Consider the following 24,196-nt stretch of genomic DNA (forward strand, 5'->3'; position numbering starts at 1 on the left):
CCTCGAGTGCGCGCATGCGTTCGCTCCCGTCGATGCAGTGCGACATTTCGTCTCTTGTTCGTATCGCAGTTTCATTCAGTAATATATGTATTGGTTTTGTTGTATTCGAATGTAGTTTTATGAGCGAACTGGTGAGAGTAGCACGTATTCGCTTCGCTCACCGAATGCGTAGATCGGCATTAGGCGACCGGTGGCTGGTGCTCGAGTTCCGTAATCAATTCTGCGGTTGCGCGTCGAACGGCCTGGTCGCTCTCGAGCGTGGGCTCCCAGCCGAGGTCACACAGATTGTCGATTGCAAGGCGCATCTTCGGCACGTCGCCGACCCAGCCGCGGTCTCCGCCGGTGTACTCGTAGGCTGGCTCGAGGCCAAGTTCATCGCTGACGATGCCGGCTATCTGGGTGACTGAGGTCGTTGTCTGGGTACCGAGGTTGAACGTATTCATCGGCTCGTTAGTGGATTCGACGACGGTGAGAAGCGCGTCAATACAGTCTGAGACGTGCATGTAGGACTTTTGCTGACGACCATCACCGAGGATGGTTAGCGTCGTTGGATCCGCACGAAGTTTGTCGATGAAATCTGGGATCACGGCACCCCGGAGACGTGGACCGACGATGTTTGCGAACCGGACGTTCCAGACCGTCATATCGTGTGAGTACGCATACGTCGAGAGCAGTCCTTCATCGGCGAGTTTGCTCGCGCCGTACATGCTAATCGGCTCGAGTGGGGAGTGATCTTCCGGTGTTGGCCGTGGTGCTTCGCCGTAGACCGTTGATGAAGAGGTGTACGCCAGTTCTGAGACGCCGGCATCATGCATCGCCTGCAAGACGGTTGCAGTCAGTTGCGTGTTCCGGCGAAACTGCTCGTGTGGTGTCTCAGTATCAACTGCTTTCGACGCCGCGAGATGGAAGACGCGGTCAATATCAGCCGTAAGGACTCCCTCGAGTGCACCGGGGTCGGTGAGATCGCGTTCAACAAGCGTGGCGTCGTCGGCAACCCACTCGCGACGGCCGCTCGAGAAATCATCGACGACGACGACCTCGTCACCGCGCTCGAGCAACTGTTCGGTCAACTGTGAGCCAATAAACCCTGCACCACCCGTGACGAGCGTTCGAGCCATTCGTTCAGACCGAACAGACACGACATAAAATATATTCCGATAATGCCGAGTATATTTTTAACGGACACAATGGAATTTGTATATAGATGTTTCTATACAGCATCCGTTCAGAGAATTCATATTATCTCTATTCAATATGAAATTAGATGAGTACACGAGCGCCGCTCGAGCGAATCGACTGTCCAGAGTGCCCAGAACTGACGTATGGGACGTACAAAGGCTACGAGGCGATAGTCTGTTCAGAAACCGAGACACCGCACATCGTCCTCTGGGAGTCACAGTCTGAACTCTCGTTGCGGTCACAGCAATCACCAGTTGCAGCCACACCCGCGCCAACGGAGCGTTCGTCGACAACATCACCAACGAACAACGACCCATGACTGCAACTGCACTCACGGGAAAACGGATCCTCATCACCGGTGGTGCAGGGTTCATCGGGAGCCATCTGGCACGAACGCTCGTGGCCGAAAACGAGGTGGTGATCCTCGATGCACTGACGACTGGCTCACGGTCGAACGTCCCTGACGGCGCGACGTTCATCGAGGGCGATATCCGCGATGACGCCGCCCTCGAGCGCGCGATCGACGGCGTCGACGTGATCTTTCACGAGGCAGCGCTCGTCAGCGTCGAGCGAGCGATCGACGATCCACCACTGAGTCACGCGATCAACGTCGGTGCAACGCTCTCGCTTCTCGAGGCTGCCAGAGACCACGACGTTCGGGTCGTACTCGCCTCGAGTGCAGCAATTTATGGCCACCCAGAATCAGTTCCCATCGACGAAGCCGAGCCGAAAACCCCTGCCTCACCCTACGGCATCGACAAGCACAGCATCGACCAGTACGCACGCCAGTATCACGACCAGTACGGACTCGAGGTCGTTGCGCTGCGCTATTTCAACGTCTTCGGCCCGGGACAGGTCGCTGGCCCCTACAGCGGCGTCATCAGCATTTTTCTCGAGCAGGCACTGGCGGGCGAGTCTATCACTGTTGAAGGAGACGGCAGTCAGACCCGTGATTTCGTCTATATCGACGATGTCGTCCAGGCAAACTGCCTCGCAGCAACGAGTGCCACGAGCGGGCACGCATTCAATATCGGAACCGGCCAAGCGGTGACCATCCGCGAGGTCGCTGAACAAATACAAGAACAGACGGGAACGGACGCAGCAATCGTCCATACCGAACCGCGAGCGGGTGATATCGACCACTCGAGAGCCGACATCTCGGCTGCGAAGGCGGCGTTAGGATACGAACCAACGGTCTCGTTTGAAGACGGCCTCGAGCACACCCTCGAGTGGTATCGAACACACCAGCAACCGACACCCTGAGTAGAGTTGCTCTCTCGTGACAGCACAAAAGTTACTCAGTGAGAGTTAGTCAAATTTATACACTACCTACCCGAGTATTAGTCAAGAATGGGGGAAATACACCCACCGGAAGGGGTTTTCGTCCGGCGCTGTCTCCAAGCGTGGCAGCGTGGGACCGCGATTTCCGTTGCGGATATCCCGGAGACAGCGTCGTTCGAGTGGGAAGCGGTACTCGAGTTCACGAGCCAACATTCGGTTGGTCCACAGGTAGCCGCAGCGATCCACGATACAGCACCTGAACAGCCACTGACAGCCGGCTCGACCGCGCCAGCAACCTCGCAGTCGACAGCAACGCTTGAGTCTTCGACAGAGTCTGGGACAGGACCGACAACAGTGCCCGAACGCGCCGGTGTGACGCCTGTTTCCGAACAGATTCCAGACTGGGTGATCGACCGGCTACGCGAGCGACGTGCGTTCGTTGCCAGGCGAAATTTACAGCAGTTCCAAGAGCTCGCATCGTTGTCAGCCACGTTTCAGGCGACGGGAATTCGAGCGATTCCGTACCGGGGACCTGTGATGGCACAGGTCGGCTACGGTGACGTTGGCCAGCGAGAGTTCGGTGACTTAGACTTTCTCGTCGACCGCGAAGAGATCCCAGTCATCAAATCGATCCTGCTCGAGCACGGGTACGAGCCGGCGTACGTCCTCGACTCGACCGAGGAGTTGACCGTCGCCCAGGAACGGTGGTACCGTCGATTCGGTCGCGAATACACGTTTAGACACACCGACAGCGAGATTGAAGTCGAGTTACATTGGCGCGTCTTAGCAAGACGATTTCCGACAGGATTTACCCTCGAGTCAGTCTGGGACCGACGCGACCAACTGACGATTGCCGGTACATCCGTTCCCGTCCTGTCCCAGGAAGACCGGTTGCTGCTGTGTTGTGTCCATGGGACGCGCCACCGCTGGGAACGCCTGCACTGGTGGTGTGACGTTGCCCGCTGTCTCGATCTCGAGGACGTGACCCTTGATTGGGATGCAATTGTTCGGCGCGCGCGTGCACAGAACTGCGAGCGACAGTTCCTGGTCGGGCTGGCGGTCGTCGACTCACTGTTTGGGCTGGCGCTGCCTGACTGGATCGAGCGCATGATCGAGGACGACCCAGCTCTCGAGGGGCTTTCTCGCCACGTCGATGCCCGACTGTTCGACGAGACACCCTACTGGCTGCTCGACGAACGCCAGTATCAGGCCCGGACACTGGACCGGCCCCGAGAGAGGGTTGCGTTCTGGCTCTCATGGCTCTGCAGTCCGAACCGCTCGGACATCGAGGCAATCGCGATCCCGTGGCCGCTGACGCCACTGTATCACCTCGTCAGGCCGATCCGACTTGCGAGTGGTATCCTCGAGCGATTCCGGCCAGGGTCACGTCCACCGACGGAGTTGCGATGGTCAGATAATGAGTGAGGTGACCCAATCAGCCGGCCGGGAAACAGCCGACGCAGAAGCCGATGGTGACGTCGTACCGACCATCGACTCGAGCGAACCCACGTTCCGCGAGAAACTCGAGGCGCTGTGGACGGTCGTCCGCTTTCGGCCGTGGACGATCGGGCTAATTCTTGCCCTCAAGGCCGTAGCAGCGCTATTTGAAGGTGTTGGACTGACCTTTTTGCTTCCGATCATCGAGGTTGCACAGGATGGCGGGACACTACAGGAGGATGCAACGGGTCCAGTCACGTACTTCGTCGAGGCGTACGAGCTGATCGGGGTTACGGCAACGTTCGAAACGTTGTTGGTCGGGCTAGCCGCGATTATGACGCTTCGGTACGGCGTGAGCTTTCTTATTGGCTGGATACAGGCAGCAGTGACACAGGCGTATATGGCTTCGCTCAGGCGGGATGCGTACGAGTCGTTGCTGGCTGCCGAAGTTGGCTACCTCGATCACGCAGATGGCGACGAAATTACGAATACGATCATCACCGAGGCACGCACCTCTGCACGACTGATCGGTGATATCCTTTCGGTTATCGAGAAAGGGTTGTTTGCCGCCGTCTACGCGACGGTCGCACTGGTACTCTCACCGACGTTGACGCTCCTCTCAATCTTCGTCCTCGGGACGGTGGTGGTGTTGAGTCGGTATGCCCTCGCGCCGGGTTACGAGATCGGTGACCGCGTCGCAGCGGCAAACGAGCGGATTCAGTCACTCGTCAACGCGGGAACGCGCGGGCTGTACGAAGTAAAACTGTTCACGATGCAACCGACGCTTGCGACCGAGTACGATCGTGCTCACAACCGTCTCGTTGATACCTTCGTTACGCTCGAGCGCAATCAGGTTGCTCTCAGTGCGCTCACCAAACTCCTCAACGCCTTCGTGATCTTCGCGCTTGTCTATCTTGCGATTGCCTACCTGACGCTGTCGTTTGCCGCCCTGGGGGTGTTCCTGTTCGCGATGTTCCGACTGTCGCCGCTGATTAGCGGCCTCAACAACACGCTGTACTCGATCGATGGCGCGCTTCCACATCTTGTGCGCACGCAACGACTCATCGCGGCGTTTGACCGTCACACCGAATCGAGTGGGACCGTCCCAGCGCCCAACCCGACGACCACACTCAAGATGGACGACGTGACGTTTCAGTACGACCAAGACGACGCCGGGACAGCCATTACTGACGTGTCGTTGCATCTCGAGCGTGGCGAAACGATCGCATTGGCTGGCCCTTCGGGGGCCGGGAAGTCGACGGTCGTCTCCCTGCTGGCAGGGTTATACGAACCTGATGAGGGGACAATTCGAGCAAACGGAACCGACCTGTCGACGCTTGATCGACACTCGTGGTATGAACGAGTTACTGTTGTCCCACAGCAACCGTTCCTGTTCACCGGGACACTCCGGTACAACGTCGCAATCGCTGACCCGGCAGCGAGCGACGACGCAATCAAGCACGCCTGCGAACTCAGCCAGGTCAGCGCATTTCTCGAGACGCTGCCGAACGGACTGGATACCGAACTCGGTGACGACGGTGTTCGGCTTTCAGGCGGCCAGCGCCAACGCATTGCCATCGCTCGAGCACTCCTTACCGATGCGGACATCCTCATCCTCGATGAGGCGACGAGCGAACTCGACTCGCCGACTGAAACCGCGATTCTCGACGCACTCGAGGCGACGGATCGAGCGTACGCGACGATCGTGATCGGCCACTGGTTATCGACAGTCAGAGATGCCGACCGGATTTACACGGTCGTCGACGGTGAAATCGTTGAATCGGGCACACATCGTGAACTGATAGCCAGGGAAACACACTATGCGACCCTCTACGAGCCACAGGTCGAACCGACGCACTCACCGTAGTCATCTCGCTCCCGAGACGGTGTTGCCAATATACTACTCGTTTTTAATCGTTAGTACAAAGTGCCAGAACGAGAAATTAGTAGCATGTATCGGTACGCTGCATACGGGCTCGAGATCAAGTCATCGATTCGGTTACCGGAATTTCCACAATCAGACGGGGCCGCGTCGGCAGTCGATGCAGTATTTCGCCGCGAGACGCTCGAGCCTGTTTCGGAATCCGTTCCCGGTGTCGGCCGACGGCGGATCGCTGCCGAACCTGGCCGATGTCGGTTCAGCTACGATGGTATTGGTTCGTTTCTTGTCGAAAACGGCGACCAAATCACGTTCGATCTAGCTGTAGACCCGACTCCCGAAGAGATCCCGCGCAAGGTTGTTCGTCGCCTCTTTGCAAACGAACTTATCAGTATGCTCGTTCACCAGCGAGGCGAGTTAGTCTTACACGCGAGTGCCGTTGCTGTTGGCGACGAGGCGGCGATCTTTCTCGGCCCGAAAGGGGCCGGGAAATCCACGACCGCCGTTGCATTTCACGAACAGGGCTATCCTGTTCTTGAGGACGATCTCGTCGGCATCAGATTCGATGACACGGGCCAGCCGCTCGTCGTCCCCGGCATCCCACAGGTCCGACTGCTCCCAGATGCAATCGACGGGCTTTCGCTCGAGGGAACGAGCCACCCAGAATCGGATGGAGAGACCGAGAAGCGATACAAGACCGTCGACACCGTTCGGGAGCCGAAACCGCTCACACAGTGTTATTTCCTCGAAACGGGGCCCGAAATCGTATTTGAGGCGGTCGAACCGCAAGATCGCGTAGTGAGACTCATTGCACAGACGTATACGGGCGGGTTGCTCGCTGAGACAGAGACGGTGACGGATAACTTCGAGCGCTGTACGACCGTCGGGACGACAGCGTCGTTTGCGACGCTGTCGCGGCCAGCAGATCATGCGCAGTTGCCCGCCGTCGTCGATGCAATTGTCGAGCGGATGAGTGCGTAAAAAACAATGTCGACTGATGCTCTCCCAATCCCCACTGTGGACGGTCGAACCCAGCCGTGAACAGTTGGTATCGTCGGTTGACGCTGCTTCGGTGCGTGTTGCTGTACAGTTAGACGATCGAGCCAGTGATAACTGAGCCGACATCGGCCGTTGCCTCAGTCACTGCATCTTCACTGTCTCCAATCTTATCGTTCTGGGTGAGCGTTTCAACCGTTCCGTACGCGGTCAATGCTGGCGGTTCGTACCGTGGTGATGTGCTGTCTGACATCAAGTCTCAAATAGTGCCCCGGCAATATAATATTAACTGTTTTGAGTATAAAATAAAACTGCGGTCGCTAAAAGATCGATCCAGTAATGGACGCGCCGGTGTCTGCTGCAGCCTCCGTCACCGCATCCTCACTGTCTCCGATCTTGTCGTTCTGTGTGAGCGTTTCGACCGTACCATACTCCATCAGTGTCGGGGGTTCATACCGTGATGTATCGTCGGACATCGTCTAATAGTTTATTCTACACAACAATAAAATTTAGTGCCTATACAAATATGGTTTTGTAGGAGCCGTACAGAAATACCTGAACAATAGCGCCAGGAGTTAATCGGACAACCTGTTACTGCTCGAGTCGTAGTGTCTGGGACTGGGACGGCCATGCCTCAAGCCAGGCAGCCAGTGACCGTGCACGCCAGAGCGTTCGCGCATCGCGACCAGATGGGTCCGTCTCGAATCGATCGTACGTCGCCTGGAGTTCGTCGATAGCGAGATACTGCGCTAGTGGACCGGGATGCTCGAGAAGGTGTTCGAACGCGGCCCTGTCGTTCTCGAGGGCGTTCCAGAACGCTTCGTCCATCATTGTCTTCCATGGACGGTGCTGGACCAGGTCTGGGAGGAGATCAGCGAGCGACCGACGAACGAGTGCTCTGGTCCAGCCATCGCGAAACTGCTGGGACGGCGGTATCGCCAGTGAGAGTTCGAGCAAGCGTTTGTCTGCAAAGGGATACCGAGGTTCGACACCGAAGGCACCGTAGCGCAAGTCGATCGCCTCGAGGTTCGCCGCGTGGCGCTCAGAAGTAAGTGACTGATACTGCAAGAGTCGGTCGGTGCTTGCAACGCGGATGGACTGTGACCCAGCGAGTTCACGGTAGCGCTCGCGGAGGTCGATCCGGTCGACGAACGCAGGGTTCAGTGCAGGATTGGCTTTGGCCTCGAGAATCGGCTTCTCGTGGTACGTCCGATAAGAACATCGTACCGAGTCCGGAACGAGTGGGAAGAGTACATGACGGACAAAGATGTGGCTCGCGGGGGTGTCAAAGTGATCGCCCATCGCCTGCAGTTCACGCCAGAGGTGGCGCCAGCGGGCGGTCCGGAACAGTTGTGGCAACAGTCCAAGACCATAGTTCGCTGTACAGTCGCCAAGCACGCCATTTAGTGCGATAGTGACGCCGACCTCGTCAGTTCGACGAGCTAGTTCCCACACCGAAAAGTGGAGCGTATTGTGTGGCGGCCGGTCGAAGTACGTCAGCATCTCCGTTTCGTTCTCGAGAACCCCGGTTCCATCCGGACGGATCATATGTGGGACGATACCGGGGTCGTCGGTCACGGCGTCGATGTACTCGCGTTCATCACTCGAGTCAGCCTCGTCAAAAATCGTCGAAAACGTATGCAGTGGCTCTGATTCTGGCAGAAGGTCGCGTGCAACGACGGTGACCGACGAGGAGTCGAGCCCGCCACTGAGTTCCGATCCGATGCGTCCGGTGGTGCGGAGTCGACAGCGGACTGCCTTCTCAAACGTCCGGCGAAAGCGTCGCTCGTAGGCACGATCGGACGCACACGAGAGGGTTTTCGACGGGTCGAGATCCCAATACTGCCAGCGCTCGAGGCTCGTTGGGGTGACAACCATCGCGTGTGCCGGCGGGAGTCGCGTGAGACGCTCGTAGTACGAAATCGTCTGGTCCTCGAGTCGCCCTGTCAGGAAATCACCGATTCGTCGGTCCTCGACTGTTCCGGGAACGCTCGGAAGCGTCAGTAAGGCTTTGAGTTCGGTTGCAAAGCCGAATGTGTCGTCGGTCTGGTGGTAATAAAACGGTTTGACGCCGACGTGATCGCGTGCACAGAATAGGTGCGGTTGTCGCTCATCCCAGATTGCAAATGAGAACGCCCCGATCAGGTGTTCGACACATGCGGTCCCCCACTGACGATATGCCTCGAGTAGCAGGTGGCTATCAGGAGAGGCCGGCGACAGCGACCCTGGGAGTTGGGACAGCAGTTCCGCGCGGTTATCGAGGCGTGCGTCTGCGGTGATTACCAGGTCACCATCGCGATAGGGCTGGTCATCGCGAGCCTGTGGCGTCGTCGCCAGCAGTTGGTGGCCAACTGCGACCGGTCCGTCTTGCATACAGTCGCCCCCATCCGGGCCGCGATGAGCGAGTTGCTCGTGCATGCGGGTGATCGTGCCGGACTCGAGTGAGGCCCCAGTACGATCAAATAGGCCGACGATTGCGCTCATGGCTGATCACGCCCGTTGAGTGGTGGAAGCGGTTCAAATCGCGCTAAGTCCTCGAGGTGGCCGAGCAAGACCGACCCGTCGTACTCGATCCAACTGTGGGCCTCGAAACCGCCGATCGCATCAGGGACGCCGACGTGGTCGGCGTCCATCCCCGTGGCTGGTGCGTTATCGCCAGCGGGTGCGACGCCGATTCGATGGATGATGTCGTGGCCGTAGAGACAATGGATCGCCTCGGCGCTAACAGAGCGCATCAGACAAGTGCGATGACCCGGAATCGATCGATCAGCGGTGTCGACCGCCCAGGCGACGTGTGCGGGCGATGGCGCGCCGGGGACGACACGGGCGAGTGTGCAGGTAAGTGCCAACAGCGTGCGTCTGAACCGCCGAAAGGGAAGGAGTACGAAGCCGACTCGAGCCAGCACTAGCAGCGCCGCGGCGACGAGCAGGCGGAACTTCTCCCCGAGAGGAACCGCGAGGAAGCCGGCTATCCGTCCCATCGCTCTCGTCACTCCGACGTGGCCGTGTTGGCCTCAATCTCGACGAGTCCTGCTGCGTCCATCTCTTCGAGTACGGTTTGGACGTCGCGTCGGCACTGCTTTGTGGGGACCTCGTCGTACGTCGACTGAATCGTCTCACAGAGGTCGCCAACAGTCTGTGGCTCCTGGAGAAGTTCCCAGAGCTGTGAGCCGACCTCGTTGAAGCCGTAGTACGTTCCCGACTCGAGTTCTAAAAGCACAGTCTCGTCCTCGATGGTCGTCGCCAAGTGGCTCTCAGTCGCTACAACTACTGTCGACGGTGCAATCGGTTCGGAATCCCCCATACTAGATCTTTATTCAAATTCTAATCTCATAAATCCATACTATTCCTGTCTCGAAACACTCATTGGAAGACCACAGAGAGCAACAGGTATGAACGCGACTCACACCTGCAGACAGGCGCTTCGAGCCTTGATTCTCGTCGCGCTCGTAGCTGTCCTCGTCGGGTTGACCGCCTGGTACGGCGCTGCCGGACCGTCGGATTCAGCGAGCAGCCAACTGCCAAGCGAGTCCGAGTTCGGGCCGGAGACGACAGCGTACGTCGGTGAGCGAGTCAGCGCAACGGGAACGATCGTCGATGACGACCCGGTCACACTCGAGGTCGAATACAACGACGAGTCATCGACGATCATCCTCGAGGGCTACACCGCGCCAGCAACGGTTGGATCGTACGAACTCGTCACCGGAACACTGCGCGATGAGTCAACGATTGTGGTCGTCGGCAGCGAGGCCAGAGCGCCCTGGGAGGCGATCTACATGTACATCGTCTCGGCGCTTGCGGGCTGTTGGGTCTTTGTTCGACTCGCTCGTGGCTGGCGATTCGATCGGTCACAGCTCGCGTTGACGCCTCGAGTCGAGCCCTCGCGACCGATAGCACCGAGCGAAACGCCTCGAGAGGCGACGACGAGTACAGACGGTGGACAGCGCTGCAACGAGGAGGAGGCTGATGGCTGACCTGCTGACACATGTCCTAGTCGGCTACTGTCTTGGGACGGCACTGTCGTTCCGACTCAACTGGCTTCGACCAGCACATGTTACCATGGTGATGGTCGGGGCAATACTGCCCGACCTCGCAAAAATCGAACTTGTCATACCGTGGCGAACGATGGTGAGTCTACTCGGGATATCATGGGACTGGACTGCGCTGCACACGCTCGGTGGGACGGTCGTCACCCTCCTGATCGTGACGCTGCTCGTTACAGCACGCCTGCGCGTTCGGGTCGCGTGGCTGCTCGCAATCGGGATTGCCTCGCATCACGTCCTCGATGTCATCTTGATAACCCGAACTGGGCTCGCCTATCCGGTTTTCTGGCCGCTAACGACGTATCAGCCACCAGCCGGCGAGCTGTTTTATAGCTGGAATCGCTGGCCTGCTGCGGTCTCCGGACTCATCGCGCTTTGTCTGTGGCGGCTTCGTGTACGACACGAACACCACTGATCCTTACGCTGCTGACTCTGGGTTCACATCGAGCCAGATCGAAACCTCATCGGTCGCATCCGCAAGTACGGGGTCATCCGGAACGGACTCGGGATACAACCCCCAGACGAGTCGAACCTCGCCGGTCATCGTCGGCTGAACGTCGTGGTGGTGCTGCCAGGTCTCTCCGTGTTCCAGTGTCGGCTCGAATCGCTCGAGTTCGCGTTGATCGGTCACTGTGACGTTCGTCTCGTCATGACGGTCGATCTGTTGTTCGAAGAGGACAACCGTGTACTCGACCGGGCGTTGTTCGTGATTTTCGATGTCGGCGACGAGCGTCGTGGCGTCACCCGCCGTAAGCGTCGATGGATAGCCATCAGCGACGAGGTCACCGTCGTCCTCGGTCAGCACGGCAATGCTCGAGAACTGTTCCCCCGGAGCCGCACTCGTTCCGAGCCCGGAGACGGCTGCCGGAGCCACGACCGCACCCGTGATCGCACCCATCGCAATGACGACGGCGATAATGACTACCACATTGAGCACCGCATCGACGCGCGTCGGCGGTTCAAGGACAGCGTCTCGAATGATCATCGCCCATCGGCGATACGGAACGCGAAATCTGTCCTCAGGTGGAAGTCGGCGTCGACGAACCGTCGCGATTCCAGCAGCAGCGAGCGTCACACCACCGAGTGCCAGTGCAAACGATCCCTGCTGGATTCCCCACGGGGTAACGTGAAGGGCCATTCCGACAACCGGAATAAGCGCCGCGTTGAGGCCAGCCGAGAGCAGCACTCGTTCAAGGCCGTCGATGCCGTCACGTCTCGAGTCTGGTGTCCCAGTGTGGGCGACACTCGAAGAAGCCGCGTCGGCAGTGGTTTTCACAGTGGACGTCGCTCGGGTTGGGGACGTCCCGGCCGCCGGAAACATCGCTGCGATGAACGCGTAGCCGGGGACGAACAGGACGAACGCCAGACCGAAGACGAATTGGAGCAGTGTCTCGTGGAGACCGGGAACCACGGACGCGGTGATAGTGACCAGCGTCACGCCGACAACGAGTGCCAGATCGACCGGCACCGACTGCCAGCGCCACCAATGCTGGCTCCGAAGTGGCTGACTGTTCGCCATACACAGTACACACAGTGCACGCACAAAAATTAAGTGATATATTTTACGGAAGAACTGGTGTCGATGGAGCCGACCTCGCTTATGTTTCAATCACGATGCCGTCTAGCGCCTCGAGGTCGACTGGATCGTCGTCGTCGACGAACGTACATAATGCCTGTGCGGTGAGAAGCGCGTCCTCAGCATCATCAACCGACACCGTTTCCGGGCCGAATGCGGCGCGTTCGTACGTGGTCGTAAGCGACTCGAGGTCAGCCGGCTGGGGGCCGGGATAGCGCTCGTAAAACTCCCAATGGGTTCGCGATCGGTCGACGTCATCGCCGACGGTCACAGAGAGTGCCAGTCGAGCCCCAGCATAGGCCAGTTCGACGGCCTCGTTCGTCTGGCCACTCGAGAGATGAAACTCAGCTCGCTCGAGGAAGTCGTCGCTGTGTGCGGCGGTGACCGTCGCTGATTCGGACTCACTCGTATCGAGCATCTTCGAGGCTGGTTGCCCTGAGGAGTGACTCGTGCCTGCATCGTCGCCCGCAGGCGAGTTCGAACTCGTACTCATACCCGCACGAGGGTGAACAGGTCCCGGATTAGTATCAATACCAGCGCTCGAGCGGACTCGCTGGCGGACACCAGGACTGCTGTACCAGAGACAGCCGCCAACGCTGGCGAGAATGGCAAAGAAAGCGACTATGATGAGTCCAACGCCCCACCAGCCGCCGCCTGCGAACAGCGTTTGTAATTCTCCATCAGTGACAGGCATTGTGACCGCCGTCGCGTTCAAATTCGTGGTGGCGGTGTCGTAGCTGACGGTAACTGACTGATCGACGGCGACCTCGTTGGTTGGAGACAGCGTCTCCTCGAAGTGGCCGTCGCCGTCGGTCCGAATCGTCTCAACTGCTTCCCCCTCGAGTTCGACGTGGACCGGCTGATCCGCGACCGGTGTACCGTCGATGGTCGTCATCATACCCGTAATCGCGAGTTCGCCAGCATCGGTTCGAACAGCCTCACCGGACAGCGCCGTCTCGCTCTCGCGAACGGTGATCGATTGTGATGCCGCCACAGACTCGAGCGCGCGGTCCGTGCCGTCGACCGTCGCGGTCAGTTCCTGTTCACCGGGCGAAACTGATGCCGGGACTACTACCTGTGTCTCGAAGCTGCCGTCGTCAGTATCGACGGTACCAAGCGTGGTGTCATTGATCGATAGCGTGACCGGCGCGTCGTCAACCGGGATGTCCGCGACCGCGAGCGACCCGGACACCGCGATTGGCTCGCCGTAGGCAACGCCAGAATCGTGGTCAACGCCCGAAAGCGCCTCGGCGTCTCGAGCCCCATCGGTTTCAGCCTCGAGCGAGAGGGTTGCCGGAGCCGTGTCAATGGCGAGAGGAACCGTTGTTTCAGCTGACTGGTGTGGGGTGCCCGGTTTCGGATGGTACTGCACAGCAACTGTGTCGACAGCGGGTGCAAGCGGCTCTGGCTGATACGTCACGGTAAACGCACCGTCCTCGATGGGGACTGAGTGGTGCTCGCCGTTGATCTCGAGAGCACTCTCGTCAGTTGATTCTGTTTCGGTCGGTAGATCGGACTCCGTCTCGAGCGTGCCCGTGATCGTCACCGTCTCGGTCGGGCTGACCGTATCGCCCTCGGCCGTCGCCGTCAGCGTCGTCGGGACAAACATCGCCTCCCGAATCTCGTCCTGCCGATCCTGCATCGAGTGGGTAGTGCGCTCGAGACGATCACTCGTGTCCGATGCATCGACTCCCTCGAGTGTGTCAATCATTGAAACGTGGCCCGCGAGTCGGTCGGTCGCATTGGTCGCATCAGCAGCGAGTGTATCCAGCGCTCGAGCATGCTCGAGTGCGTCGGCGTCGTCCCCAGCGTCAGCGGCTCGTTCGTACTGTGACTCCGTCTCAGCATAGTCTTCGACCGCCTCGATTAGCGCGAGCTGGTCGACACGCGCCTGCTCGAACGCCGTCACAACTTCCTCGGGATCAGTGTTGCCCGCTTCGAGTTCGGCAGCGATCTCGTATCCGTGTCTATCGCTGTCGCCCTCATTTTTGTTTGCGTCCGTTCGCTCGCCCACATCGCCAGTCTCCTCGACGACCGTCTCGTACTGGGAGACGCGTTCGCTGTATGGCTCCTCGAGCGGCGTGCGTGCATCTGCAGTGTCACCAGCCGCCAGTGCCGCCGAGCTGCGCTCGAGACGGTCTGCCAGGTCCGCGATGAGTAGCGCCCGCAGGTCCTCGTAATCGCTGTCATCAGCGTAGGTGTCAGGATCGATATGAAAGGTCGGCTTGCTATCGTTTGTCGCAGTCGCGTCGGTCAAGCTGACGGGTGCCCCTGCAGCGAGGCCCGAACACGCGTATGCACTCCCACCAACGATGGCAACTGCAACGACACAGCCAAGCCCAACGAGGGCGATGATCCGAACCCAGTCGACGTTCACACACGACTATTTGTATCTAAAATCAAAAAGCTATTCAATTGAATCAGACGTAGCTATGCAGACACGCTGGGACCAACGGATGGTCCGAAACGAGACACCTGTATGGAGATAGAACCGCGCCTGCGTACGTGTGGGACGCTCGCCGCAGTCCTCGTCGGACTGGCAGTCCTGTTCGACTCCGCCATCGTGCTTCTCGGTGCAAGCGCACTCTGTGGCTGGTTGCTCGCTCGTCACCACGCGTTTGCGACCGAACTCGAGCGAACGCTCTCGGCCCTGTCGATCGAGCAATCACTCGACCGAACGACGGTCCGAACGGGCGCGACAGTCCAACAGTCCCTCGCCGCAACACTGTCGACACCGAGTGAGCTTAGCCTCACGCTTGAGGGCGACGTGCCGCCGGCCGCAACGCTCGAGCGAGACGCGTCGACAATCACGCTCACGCCCGGAATGTCCGCCGCGCGCGTCTCACAACCGCTTTCGTGGCCAGTCGCCGGTCGCCATGAGTTCGAGGGGACGACGATAACGGCGACAGATGGCCTGTTCCGCCAGACAATCACGCTCGAGAACACGCACACGATTACGGTTCGAGCCGATCCGGCGACAATCAACGCGACGGCCACGGCAGGAACACAATTCGCAGGGGTTGCCCAGACCCGTTCCAGGCTGGGAACTCACGGTCAACCGGCATACGCACGCGAGTACGTCCCCGGCGATTCGCTCGAGCAAATCGACTGGAAAGCCACGGCACGGCTCGGGACAACCTACGTTCGAGAGTTCGAGACAGAAACGACTCACCCGGAACGACTGGTCGTCGATCACCGCAATGTCGATACGAACGCACACTCGGCGCTGGTGACCAACGCGCTCGCCGTCGTCTCTCGAGCAATGCAAGCTAGCGATCCCATCGGCCTCCTCATCCTCGATGACGATGGTCGTACCACCAGTATCGAACCGAGTGCAACCAACAGCACCCATCAAACCGTCTGGGATCAACTCACCGCTCTCGAGGCAGGCTCAGAGTGTCAATCGCCATCAGCGACGGAGATAGATGCGTACCACCTTACTGGTGATCGCGCACGCCAGCATCTTGCCGCCCTCGAGCGATCGAGTGCGTCAACTGGCCGAGAATCGAATAATCCGGACCCGTTCGTCTCGCAGCTTCGGCCGTTCTACGAAGAGCAGGCTCGCGCTGTCGGTGAGGCCAAGCACAAGGTCGAGTCGTTGGCGGACGCACTTCGCGTCTGTCGACCGACCACGTCTCACGAACGAACGACGATCCTCTCTGTTGGCACACAGCCGACTGATCTCCACACCGCTGTCTCGGTCGCTCGCAGACGCGGTGATGTCGTCGTCGGACTTGTCACAGACCCACACACAGAAACGGGAACCTACAGACACACACGAGGACAGACGGCGACGATGACCACTACAACCACCACAACCGCCACAAACGACACAGCCAGCACAGACACTACAGCCACCACAAACGATTCAGCCAACATTGCTGACGAAGACACCCGTCTCAGCCAGGTGCTGGCGCGAGAAGACAACGTCACTGTTACACACATCCGCCCACCTGACCAGACACCACCCCCGACGGTATCGACTCGTCAGAAAGACACACTCACCCGAGGTGAGCACCGGTGAACCCACTGATCGGCGCAACCGCCGGTCCGTCCTCGAGCCGTCTCGCGGTCGTTGCCTGCTGTCTACTCTGTGGTGGTCTGTGGCTTAGCGTCGGTCCAGTCGGGTTCGTCGTCGCTGTCGGGACCATCCTCGTGTGGCTCGGGCTGGGAGCACCGTATGCCGTCGCCGTTGGCGTCGTCGGCCTCGCGGCGAGTACGCCACCCCAGCCCACCATTGAAACGGTGTGGCTCCCGATTGCAGCCTTCGTTTGTCTGCTCTGGAGTGACGCCGGCCCGGCAACGTCGCCTCAAGACCGCCTTGGTGCACTCGCCAGTATGGCATGCCTGCTGGCACTCGGCGGACTCGTCTATACGATTCTGCCTGTGTCCATCTGGCTTGCCGGGGCCATCATCGTGGGTTGTACCGCCGGACTCTCAGTACTGTATCGCCACCACAAACGGACCACCCTCAAGACACGCGCACTCGAGGCAGTGACCACGACAACCGAACACGGCCGCGACGAGTCAGATGACGGACCCAAACTCGCAGCCACAACTGCGACAGCCGAACAAGACGGCGATACCGGCCGCGACACCGACACATTCGCTCATCCATGACGCCACCACCTACTCACCGTAACCGCGCCGACGAGACAGCGACCACACACCGCAATACCGCTTCGGATCGCACCCCTTCATCCGACACGGGGGCGACGGCGCCCGCCTCAGCGCCTACAACAGCCGAAACAGCCACTGACTCCACCTCGAGTGAAACACTCGCGGCCCGCCTCGAGCGCCTCGAGGCAGAAAATAACCGTCTGCGCGCGGAGTACGGCCGAGTTCGCCAATCCCAGTACCGAAGGCGAGCGCTCGGACTCGCTGCTATCGGCTTCGTCGCAATCGCTGGGGCGGCTGTCTTTGCAGCCGTCCGAGACGTCTTGCTCGTACTCGGCGCAACTGGGCTGATCGGGGCCGTCCTAACGTACTATCTCGCACCGGAGCAGTTTGTCGCGGCCGATATCGGCGAGCGAATCTACGTTGGACTCGCGAACAACCAAGCTCGCCTCACTGCCACGCTCGGATTGAGCGACCGCCGTCACTACGTCCCCACAGACACACGCCAGCCCGGCTGTCTGCTGGTCGTCCCCAGCTACGAGCAGTACCAGCCACCCGACACCGTCGCACACGACAGCGAGCCGATCATCACCGCCAAGGATCACCGCAGCCTCCGCCTCGAGCCAAGCGGTCTCGGCCTCGTCGACGCGTTCGACGACGCACTCACGACCAAGCGGGCAACAACCCCAGACGAACTTGCAACACAACTTGCAACCGCGCTCGTCGAGCAATTCGAACTCGCCGCCCGTGTCGAGCCCGCCGTTGGCCCCGAACAGGTCACTTTCGCGATTACCGACAGCACCTTCGGCGACTGTGACCGCTTCGACCACCCCGTCGCCTCATTTCTCGCTGTCGGTCTCGCAGTCGGCCTTGAACGGCCTATCACACTCGAGGTCGCCGCTGTCGACAACCGGGCAGATTGGTTACTGACGTGTCGGTTCGTGACTGACGAAGCCGACCCTGACAATCATGACAGCGCGGCCGATACTGACCACCGTGACGGCAACACCGATATCGACGACACCGGAGTGAGCATAACTGACCGCTGACGCCACTCATTACAGACCACTCACCAGTGCTTACTGTGAACATCGTCGACAACATGACGACCGCTCGCTTACTCGGCGTCGTATCGCTCGAGCATTTCGTTCGGTTCGCTCGTGCCGACCCTGTCCGGTGCGAGTGTGTTCGTATCGGTCCCTGGTGGGTCGACCGACTCGAGAATATCCTCAATAACCGTCGCTCGGGTGACGCCAGCGAGTTCAGCATCGGTCCGCACAACGAGACGGTGGGCAAGAATCGGGGTGACAAACTGCTTGACGTCGTCTGGAATGACGTACTCGCGCCCATCGATTGCCGCTGCAGCCTGTATTGCGGTAATGAACGCACGCGTCGCCCGCGGTGATGCACCATGCATGATCTGTGGGTGCTCGCGTGTCGCCCCAACCAGATCGAGGACATAGGACTTGATCGGCCCAGCGACGTGTGTCTCGCGAACAGCCTGGCGCGCAAGCAATAATTCCCCCGCGCCGACAACCGGCTCAACCGAGTCGGGGCCAAGATCCGGATCTGTCTCAAAGCGATCGATAAGCGTACGCTCGGTGTCCCGATCCGGAAGCTCCATCTCGAGTTTGAACTGGAAGCGATCGCGCTGGGCTGCTGGCAGTTCGAACACACCATCCATCTCGAGTGGGTTCTGCGTCGCAACAACGAGAAACGGCGTTGGCAACGAGTAGGTCCGTCCTTCGATCGTTACCTGGGTCTCTTCCATCGCCTCCAGCAGCGCCGACTGGGCTTTCGGCGTCGCCCGATTAATCTCGTCGGCGACGACGATATTCGCAAAGATCGGCCCCTGCAAGCGCTCGAACTCACCGCGTTCCTCTCGATAGATCGTCGTCCCAGTGATATCTGCAGGGAGGACATCCGCTGTCAGTTGAATGCGACTGTACTCGAGACCAGTTGCTTGTGCGAGCAACGTCGCAGCAGTCGTCTTCGCAACACCGGGGACACCCTCGAGGAGGACGTGCCCGCCGGTCAACAGCGCAACGGTGAGCTGTTCGACGATTTCCTCGTTGCCGATGAGGACGCGCTCGATTTCCGTGCGTAACGTCTCGTAAAGTTCGGCTGGATCGTCAGTTCGGTCAGTCTGCTGTCCGTCGTCAATCGTATCGTATCTAGTCATTGGTGAACACCTGAATTGTCTGCATCCGCTGTCGCGTCGACGAATCGACGCTGAAGAGCCCGTCCAGCGTTTCGGATCCGTTGGCTCGTCGATAGCCCCAGCGCAAGGATTGTCGCGATTCCCACTCCGGCCTGCAAAAGCGGTGACGCCCGAACGGTGATGAGCGCACTCGCAAGCGGCGGCAGCGACTCGCCGTGAGACACATCGAGGACGACTCGGTCTGCATCCGCCGACAGTGCCTCGACGAACGCCTCGTTGTCCGCACGGTCGACCATCCCATTGATCACCAGACTCGAGTCACTAACGGCGACTACTCGGCCGTCACCGACCGATTCGACCGTTGCAACTGGCTTCGAGTCGGGCAGTGCAGCCGACGTGGACTCGAACTGGGCGAACGAACTGGTCTCCAACAGGACAGTCCCGTCACGGTCGTCCCACCCTTCCGCGCTGGTTTCACCACCCATCTCCGCGTCAGTTTCGCCTCGTGTCTCCGCCTCGAGAGCAATGGCGCTCGCATGGTTGAGCGTCACCTTCGCTGTGTCATCAGTCAACTCATGATCAGTCGCAGCCGTCGCCGTCGGCAACAGCGGTCCATCCGCGTGACGGTGCTCATCGCGCACCAGTTGCCCGTCGATGCGAGCCGTCGCGTCGACTGCCTCGAGCAGTGACTCACCGTGTGTGGCGCCGTTTTCGAACACGACGAGCGTTCCACCCCGGTCAACGAATCGACGAACCGCCTCACCACTCGAATCGTCATACGGCTGTGACGGCGCGACGACGAACGCAACCGTCTCCGCCGAATAACCACCATAGGCACTCGCGTCGCGAGCGAGTTCAAACTCGCCGTGGTGATCATCCTCAAGTTGCTCGCGAAGGTCACTTGTCCCCTCCCAGTCGGTGTTGAACGGTCCAAACACTGCTGTCGAGGTGGACGCACCGACACCGATCGTCGCGATAACAGCGAGCGCCAACCCGATCACGACCACTCGAGACCATGCACTCTCGAGTTGAAACTCGAAATCGGGACCGAATCCTGGCTGGTCAGCGTCACCAGCCGTTTCAGAGCCACTTGAACGCGGGTCTAACGATTCGGGGTCGCTCACAGACCCACCACCTCCGGTGGGACAAGCGCGACAAGCCAGCGAACGATGACCACGACAAACCCGAGTAAGCCAGCGATCACCAGCCACGGCAGTCGCCGTCGCCAACTCGGCTCGACCGCAAACGGCGCTGTCAACTCAGTGATGATCAACAGGCCGATCAGCCAGCAGATGAACACCGACTCGAGCGAGAGTGCATTGAACACCACCAACACGAGAGTCGACACCAGCATCCAGGCGACCTGCCAGTGGACAAACTGCATCCGGCGCTCAGTTGCCATCGCGGGGCCACCTCACTCGACAGTCACGCTCTTTGCGAGGTTGCGTGGCTTGTCGATCGACCGCCCAAGTTCGTGTGCAACCCAGTACGACACTAACTGTAACTGGACGTTCGCAAGGATTGGGGCAAGCGTCGGATGTGTCTCTGGGATCTCGAGAACATGATCGGCGTACTGCTCGACATCAGAACAGCCGTCAGTCACTGCAACGACCGGCGCACCACGGGTTTGCACCTCTTTGACGTTCCCAAGTGTCTTTGTTGGCTTCGAACCCGCAGTGACGAGTGCAAACACCGGCGTCTCATCCGTGACGAGTGCCAGCGGTCCATGTTTCAACTCGCCGGCCGCAAAGCCTTCAGCATGTTTGTACGTGATCTCTTTCATCTTCAATGCCCCCTCGAGTGCAACCGGCGCGTTGTGCCCACGTCCGATAAAGAAGTATGCGCCAGCGTCACGATACGCCGTTGCAACCTCTTGGGCTGCCGACTCATCGAGCACAGTCTGGAGTTGTCCAGAGAAGTCTCGCAATGCTGAGACCAACTGACTATCATACTCGCCAGTCAAGGCACTGGCGACCAACACGAGTGCAATCTGCTGGGAGACAAACGTCTTCGTCGCCGCCACACCGATCTCGGGCCCAGCACGGACGTACATTACGTGATCACACTCACGAGCCGCAGAGCTACCCACAACGTTCGTAACGGCGACCGTCCGCGCCCCAACAGTGTTTGCCCCCCGCAGCGCGCCCATCGTGTCCGCTGTTTCGCCACTCTGAGTCACCCCGATAACGAGCGTCTCCGAATCCACCGGCACGACATCCGTATCGTACTCGCTCGCCAGAAACGCCGTCGCGGCCACGCCTCGTTCTCGCAGCAATCGCGCACCGTACAACGCCGCATGATAGGACGTTCCACAGGCGACGAACTGCACCCGCTCTGGGGTGCTAAGTGACGCAAGCGAGTCGACCGCAATCGAGCGCTCGAGTTCCTCGACACGTTCACGGAGACACTGACGAACTGCCGTTGGCTGTTCGTGAATTTCCTTGAGCATATAGTGGTCGTAGCCACTCTTGCCCGCATCGTCTGCGTCCCACTCAATCGTCTCGACCGATGTCTCAACGACCGTGCCAGCGTCGTCAGTCACCGTCACTGTCTCAGGGGTGATCCGTGCGAACTCCCCATCGTCCAGATAGATCACGCGATCTGTGTACTGGATAAACGCCGGCACATCGCTTGCCAGATAATGCCCATCCTCACCAATTCCCAACACGAGCGGCGACTCATGCCGTGCTGCATACACCGTCTCGCTGCCCGCAAACACCGCAGCGATCGCATAGCTCCCCTCGAGTCGAGCGACCGCCTGGCGAAACGCCGCCTCGCACCCGAGGCCATCCTCGAGTCCAGCCGCAATTAGATGCGGAACGACTTCCGTGTCAGTCTCGCTTTCAAACCTGTATCCAACCGCCTCGAGTTCGTCGCGAAGCGCGCGATAGTTTTCGATAATCCCGTTATGGACGACCGCAACCCGGGTTTCATCGTCAGTGTGTGGATGGGCGTTGACATCAGACGGCGGCCCATGTGTACTCCAGCGAGTATGCCCGATTCCCGCCGTCCCGTCGAGCTTACCACCATGGAGTGCCTCCTCGAGCGCCGAGATGTCACCCTCGCGTTTGCGAACCGCAATCGAAGGCTCTGCAACCGCGATACCAGCCGAATCGTAACCCCGGTACTCGAGGCCAGACAACCCGTCCATGAGTACATCAACCACCGCTGTGTCGCCGCCGTTCTCGCCAACGTATCCAATAATCCCACACATTACGAACGCACCTCCGTTCCCGCCGCAACAGTTCCTCGAACGGTCACACCAGCCTGGACGCGTACGTCTGGACCGACGATTGTCCCCGGCGCATACGTCACTGAACCCTCGTCTCGCGTATTATCGGCTAACAACGCACCCAACTGTGCCGCCTCGAACACTCGATCACCGACACGAACATCACCTGGCCCACCGGTCACCGTCGATCCGACACCGATTTCGACAGCCTGCCCAGCTACACACTCCACAACGGTTGCACTTGCTCGCACGCGCGAATCCGTATCGAGCACGCTGTGCGTCACAACCGCTTCCGATTCAACCGTCACGTTCTCGCCAAGACACGCATACGGACCAACTACCGCACCAGGCCCAATCTCACAACACGGTGCAATAACAACCGGCTCGCGCACTATTGCCGTGTCGTGAACCGAAATATCCGATCGGTCATGCGCTGTCTGAGACACCACAACAGACCCACCACTATCGACCTCACCATCACCAGCCAGCAACTCATTACTCGAGGGAGGCTGTGTCCTCGAAACACCCTGCTCGAGCAACTCCGAATTTACCTGCAACAAATCCCACGGATACGTCGCATCCACCCACATCCCCTCTGACTCGACCGCACGAACCGGAACTGGGCCGCCAGACTCCGAGTCGATCAGCCGCGAAATTGCATCGATGAGCGAGTGTTCACCAGCCTGTGGCTTCGTCTCGGCGATCGCATCAAACACTGCCGACTCGAGTGCATAGACTCCCGCATTAAGCCGATATTCCCGGTCATCGTGTGGCCGTTCGACCACCTCAGCAACCGGTGCTGTCGACTCAACTGGACCGTCAGTCTCGGTCTCGTCGGCAAGCAACACTCCGCCATACTCACTCACGTCGTGTCGGTGCAACACCCCAAGCGTCGCAACAGCATCTGTAGCCGTGTGTGCCGATTGAACGTCCTCAATAATCTGCTGATCAACGAGTTGGTCTCCGTTAATAACGAGTATCGGGCTAGAAACCGCATCTCGAGCACACAACAGTGCATGTCCAGTACCCAATTGCGTCCGCTGACGGACATACGTCAGCGGTACATTCCGGTATGATGGACCAAAATACGACTGCACACGCTCGCGTTGATAGCCAACAACGACTGTGATATCCGTACAGCCAGCATCGATCACCCGATCAAACACTCGAGCAAGAATCGGCTTCGTTGCCGCAGGAAGCATTGGCTTCGGTCGATTACGAGTAAGCGGTCGAAGACGGCTTCCTTCACCAGCCGCGAGGACTACTGCAGCAAACGTCGTCATGATATATCCACTGTATTTTTCTCAGTACTTAACTCTATATACAACTACATAGTGAATAGATTATTCCCTGGTGAAGCAAGAATCAAAGCAGAGAGCTCGGTTGAGAGTCGCTATCGCTATTGCTCGATAAATGGTCGGTGAAAGATCGAGATAGCCTCAGCTACGTAGTGATTCACTGTGAAATCAAGCCAAGGGCCGGATTTGAACCGGCGGTAGGCGGCTCTGCAGGCCGCTGCGTTCGGCCGGACTCTGCCACCTTGGCGCGCAATAGTCGATAGTTTCCGCGTTCGTTTAAGCGTAGCGGTCCGACACGGCGACTGTCACGATCTGGAAGAAATACAAAACGCTCCGCGAGCCAGCGCGATGGCTCACGAAGCGAAATGAAGTATGAATGGGGCGGCGAATCAACGTTCCCAGAGGGTCGCCCACTCCAGTAGTTGCCGATACGCAGGCGAGCTTATCTTCCGTGTTCGGGATGGGTACGGGAGGCACCTCGCCGCTCTGGCCGCCAA

At 59.3% G+C, this 24,196-nt stretch carries 23 protein-coding genes, 1 tRNA gene and 1 rRNA gene; 10 read left to right on the top strand and 15 right to left on the bottom strand.

From position 1 onward, the window contains the following. Positions 1–179: 179 nt before the first annotated feature. A complete protein-coding gene (locus G6M89_RS15120; protein WP_165162653.1) occupies positions 180–1,118 on the bottom strand; it encodes an NAD-dependent epimerase/dehydratase family protein in 939 nt (312 codons plus the stop codon). Between the two features lie 146 nt (positions 1,119–1,264). On the opposite strand from G6M89_RS15120, the gene G6M89_RS15125 reads away from it, so the two are divergent. From G6M89_RS15125 to G6M89_RS15145, 5 genes are all read left to right on the top strand, one after another. After that, positions 1,265–1,498, top strand: a complete 234-nt coding sequence (locus G6M89_RS15125) for a hypothetical protein (RefSeq protein WP_165162655.1) — start codon at positions 1,265–1,267, stop codon at positions 1,496–1,498. Then, positions 1,495–2,442, top strand: coding sequence for an SDR family oxidoreductase (locus G6M89_RS15130; RefSeq protein ID WP_165162657.1), 948 nt, complete (start codon positions 1,495–1,497; stop codon positions 2,440–2,442). The genes G6M89_RS15125 and G6M89_RS15130 overlap by 4 nt, the downstream gene beginning before the upstream one ends. Before the next feature lie 87 nt (positions 2,443–2,529). Continuing rightward, positions 2,530–3,885, top strand: coding sequence for a nucleotidyltransferase family protein (locus tag G6M89_RS15135; protein WP_165162659.1), 1,356 nt, complete (start codon positions 2,530–2,532; stop codon positions 3,883–3,885). Beyond that, positions 3,878–5,764: an ABC transporter ATP-binding protein gene (locus tag G6M89_RS15140; protein ID WP_165162660.1), complete on the top strand. Its 1,887-nt coding sequence runs from the start codon at positions 3,878–3,880 to the stop codon at positions 5,762–5,764. The genes G6M89_RS15135 and G6M89_RS15140 overlap by 8 nt, the downstream gene beginning before the upstream one ends. Positions 5,765–5,848: 84 nt before the next feature. Continuing rightward, positions 5,849–6,757, top strand: a complete 909-nt coding sequence (locus tag G6M89_RS15145) for a hypothetical protein (protein ID WP_165162661.1) — start codon at positions 5,849–5,851, stop codon at positions 6,755–6,757. Between the two features lie 109 nt (positions 6,758–6,866). Here the strand turns inward: G6M89_RS15145 and G6M89_RS15150 are convergent, their stop codons facing one another. From G6M89_RS15150 to G6M89_RS15170, 5 genes are all read right to left on the bottom strand, one after another. Continuing rightward, a complete protein-coding gene (locus G6M89_RS15150) occupies positions 6,867–7,025 on the bottom strand; it encodes a lasso RiPP family leader peptide-containing protein (protein ID WP_165162663.1) in 159 nt (52 codons plus the stop codon). Between the two features lie 67 nt (positions 7,026–7,092). Further along, on the bottom strand, positions 7,093–7,248 hold the full coding sequence (locus G6M89_RS15155) for a lasso RiPP family leader peptide-containing protein (protein WP_165162665.1): 156 nt from the start codon (positions 7,246–7,248) through the stop codon (positions 7,093–7,095). Between the two features lie 115 nt (positions 7,249–7,363). Next, entirely contained in the window at positions 7,364–9,256 is a 1,893-nt protein-coding gene (locus tag G6M89_RS15160) for an asparagine synthase-related protein (RefSeq protein WP_165162667.1), read from the bottom strand. After that, positions 9,253–9,753 carry a lasso peptide biosynthesis B2 protein gene (locus G6M89_RS15165; protein ID WP_165162668.1) on the bottom strand — a complete coding sequence of 167 codons (501 nt, stop codon included), beginning with the start codon at positions 9,751–9,753 and terminating at the stop codon, positions 9,253–9,255. The genes G6M89_RS15160 and G6M89_RS15165 overlap by 4 nt, the downstream gene beginning before the upstream one ends. A gap of 8 nt (positions 9,754–9,761) precedes the next feature. Continuing rightward, entirely contained in the window at positions 9,762–10,076 is a 315-nt protein-coding gene (locus tag G6M89_RS15170; RefSeq protein ID WP_165162670.1) for a PqqD family protein, read from the bottom strand. An 88-nt stretch (positions 10,077–10,164) separates the two neighbouring features. On the opposite strand from G6M89_RS15170, the gene G6M89_RS15175 reads away from it, so the two are divergent. After that, a complete protein-coding gene (locus G6M89_RS15175) occupies positions 10,165–10,746 on the top strand; it encodes a hypothetical protein (protein ID WP_165162672.1) in 582 nt (193 codons plus the stop codon). Beyond that, positions 10,739–11,230 carry a metal-dependent hydrolase gene (locus G6M89_RS15180; RefSeq protein ID WP_165162674.1) on the top strand — a complete coding sequence of 164 codons (492 nt, stop codon included), beginning with the start codon at positions 10,739–10,741 and terminating at the stop codon, positions 11,228–11,230. Before G6M89_RS15175 ends, G6M89_RS15180 begins: the two co-directional genes overlap by 8 nt. Positions 11,231–11,233: 3 nt before the next feature. Here G6M89_RS15180 and G6M89_RS15185 read toward each other — a convergent pair whose 3' ends face one another. Together G6M89_RS15185 and G6M89_RS15190 are read right to left on the bottom strand one after the other, a co-directional pair. Next, positions 11,234–12,334: a DUF1616 domain-containing protein gene (locus G6M89_RS15185; protein WP_165162675.1), complete on the bottom strand. Its 1,101-nt coding sequence runs from the start codon at positions 12,332–12,334 to the stop codon at positions 11,234–11,236. A 79-nt stretch (positions 12,335–12,413) separates the two neighbouring features. Next, positions 12,414–14,768: a DUF4129 domain-containing protein gene (locus G6M89_RS15190; protein WP_165162677.1), complete on the bottom strand. Its 2,355-nt coding sequence runs from the start codon at positions 14,766–14,768 to the stop codon at positions 12,414–12,416. A gap of 102 nt (positions 14,769–14,870) precedes the next feature. Here G6M89_RS15190 and G6M89_RS15195 point away from each other — a divergent pair, with 102 nt between their 5' ends. From G6M89_RS15195 to G6M89_RS15205, 3 genes are read left to right on the top strand one after another with little or no spacing between them, the layout of a single operon-like run. After that, on the top strand, positions 14,871–16,415 hold the full coding sequence (locus tag G6M89_RS15195; protein WP_165162679.1) for a DUF58 domain-containing protein: 1,545 nt from the start codon (positions 14,871–14,873) through the stop codon (positions 16,413–16,415). Next, positions 16,412–17,011 (top strand): hypothetical protein, encoded by a 600-nt coding sequence (locus G6M89_RS15200; RefSeq protein WP_165162681.1) that lies wholly within the window; start codon positions 16,412–16,414, stop codon positions 17,009–17,011. The genes G6M89_RS15195 and G6M89_RS15200 overlap by 4 nt, the downstream gene beginning before the upstream one ends. Further along, positions 17,008–18,057, top strand: coding sequence for a hypothetical protein (locus tag G6M89_RS15205; RefSeq protein ID WP_206335565.1), 1,050 nt, complete (start codon positions 17,008–17,010; stop codon positions 18,055–18,057). Before G6M89_RS15200 ends, G6M89_RS15205 begins: the two co-directional genes overlap by 4 nt. A 68-nt stretch (positions 18,058–18,125) precedes the next feature. Here the strand turns inward: G6M89_RS15205 and G6M89_RS15210 are convergent, their stop codons facing one another. The 7 genes from G6M89_RS15210 to rrf form a co-directional block, all read right to left on the bottom strand. Further along, positions 18,126–19,190, bottom strand: coding sequence for a MoxR family ATPase (locus G6M89_RS15210; RefSeq protein WP_165162683.1), 1,065 nt, complete (start codon positions 19,188–19,190; stop codon positions 18,126–18,128). Further along, positions 19,187–20,293, bottom strand: a complete 1,107-nt coding sequence (locus G6M89_RS15215; protein WP_165162684.1) for a DUF4350 domain-containing protein — start codon at positions 20,291–20,293, stop codon at positions 19,187–19,189. Before G6M89_RS15215 ends, G6M89_RS15210 begins: the two co-directional genes overlap by 4 nt. Then, positions 20,290–20,571, bottom strand: coding sequence for a hypothetical protein (locus G6M89_RS15220; protein WP_165162686.1), 282 nt, complete (start codon positions 20,569–20,571; stop codon positions 20,290–20,292). Before G6M89_RS15220 ends, G6M89_RS15215 begins: the two co-directional genes overlap by 4 nt. Before the next feature lie 12 nt (positions 20,572–20,583). Continuing rightward, on the bottom strand, positions 20,584–22,383 hold the full coding sequence (gene glmS, locus G6M89_RS15225; protein WP_165162688.1) for a glutamine--fructose-6-phosphate transaminase (isomerizing): 1,800 nt from the start codon (positions 22,381–22,383) through the stop codon (positions 20,584–20,586). Further along, the gene (locus tag G6M89_RS15230) at positions 22,383–23,684 is read right to left on the bottom strand and encodes a sugar phosphate nucleotidyltransferase (protein ID WP_165162690.1); all 1,302 of its coding nucleotides are present in this window, start codon (positions 23,682–23,684) and stop codon (positions 22,383–22,385) included. Before G6M89_RS15230 ends, glmS begins: the two co-directional genes overlap by 1 nt. A 186-nt stretch (positions 23,685–23,870) precedes the next feature. Beyond that, positions 23,871–23,946: transfer RNA gene (locus G6M89_RS15235), tRNA-Cys, on the bottom strand. A gap of 129 nt (positions 23,947–24,075) precedes the next feature. Then, positions 24,076–24,196: ribosomal RNA gene (gene rrf, locus G6M89_RS15240) — 5S ribosomal RNA — on the bottom strand.

Origin of the sequence: Natronolimnobius sp. AArcel1, assembly GCF_011043775.1 — an archaeon.
Classification (GTDB): Archaea; Halobacteriota; Halobacteria; order Halobacteriales; family Natrialbaceae; genus Natronolimnobius.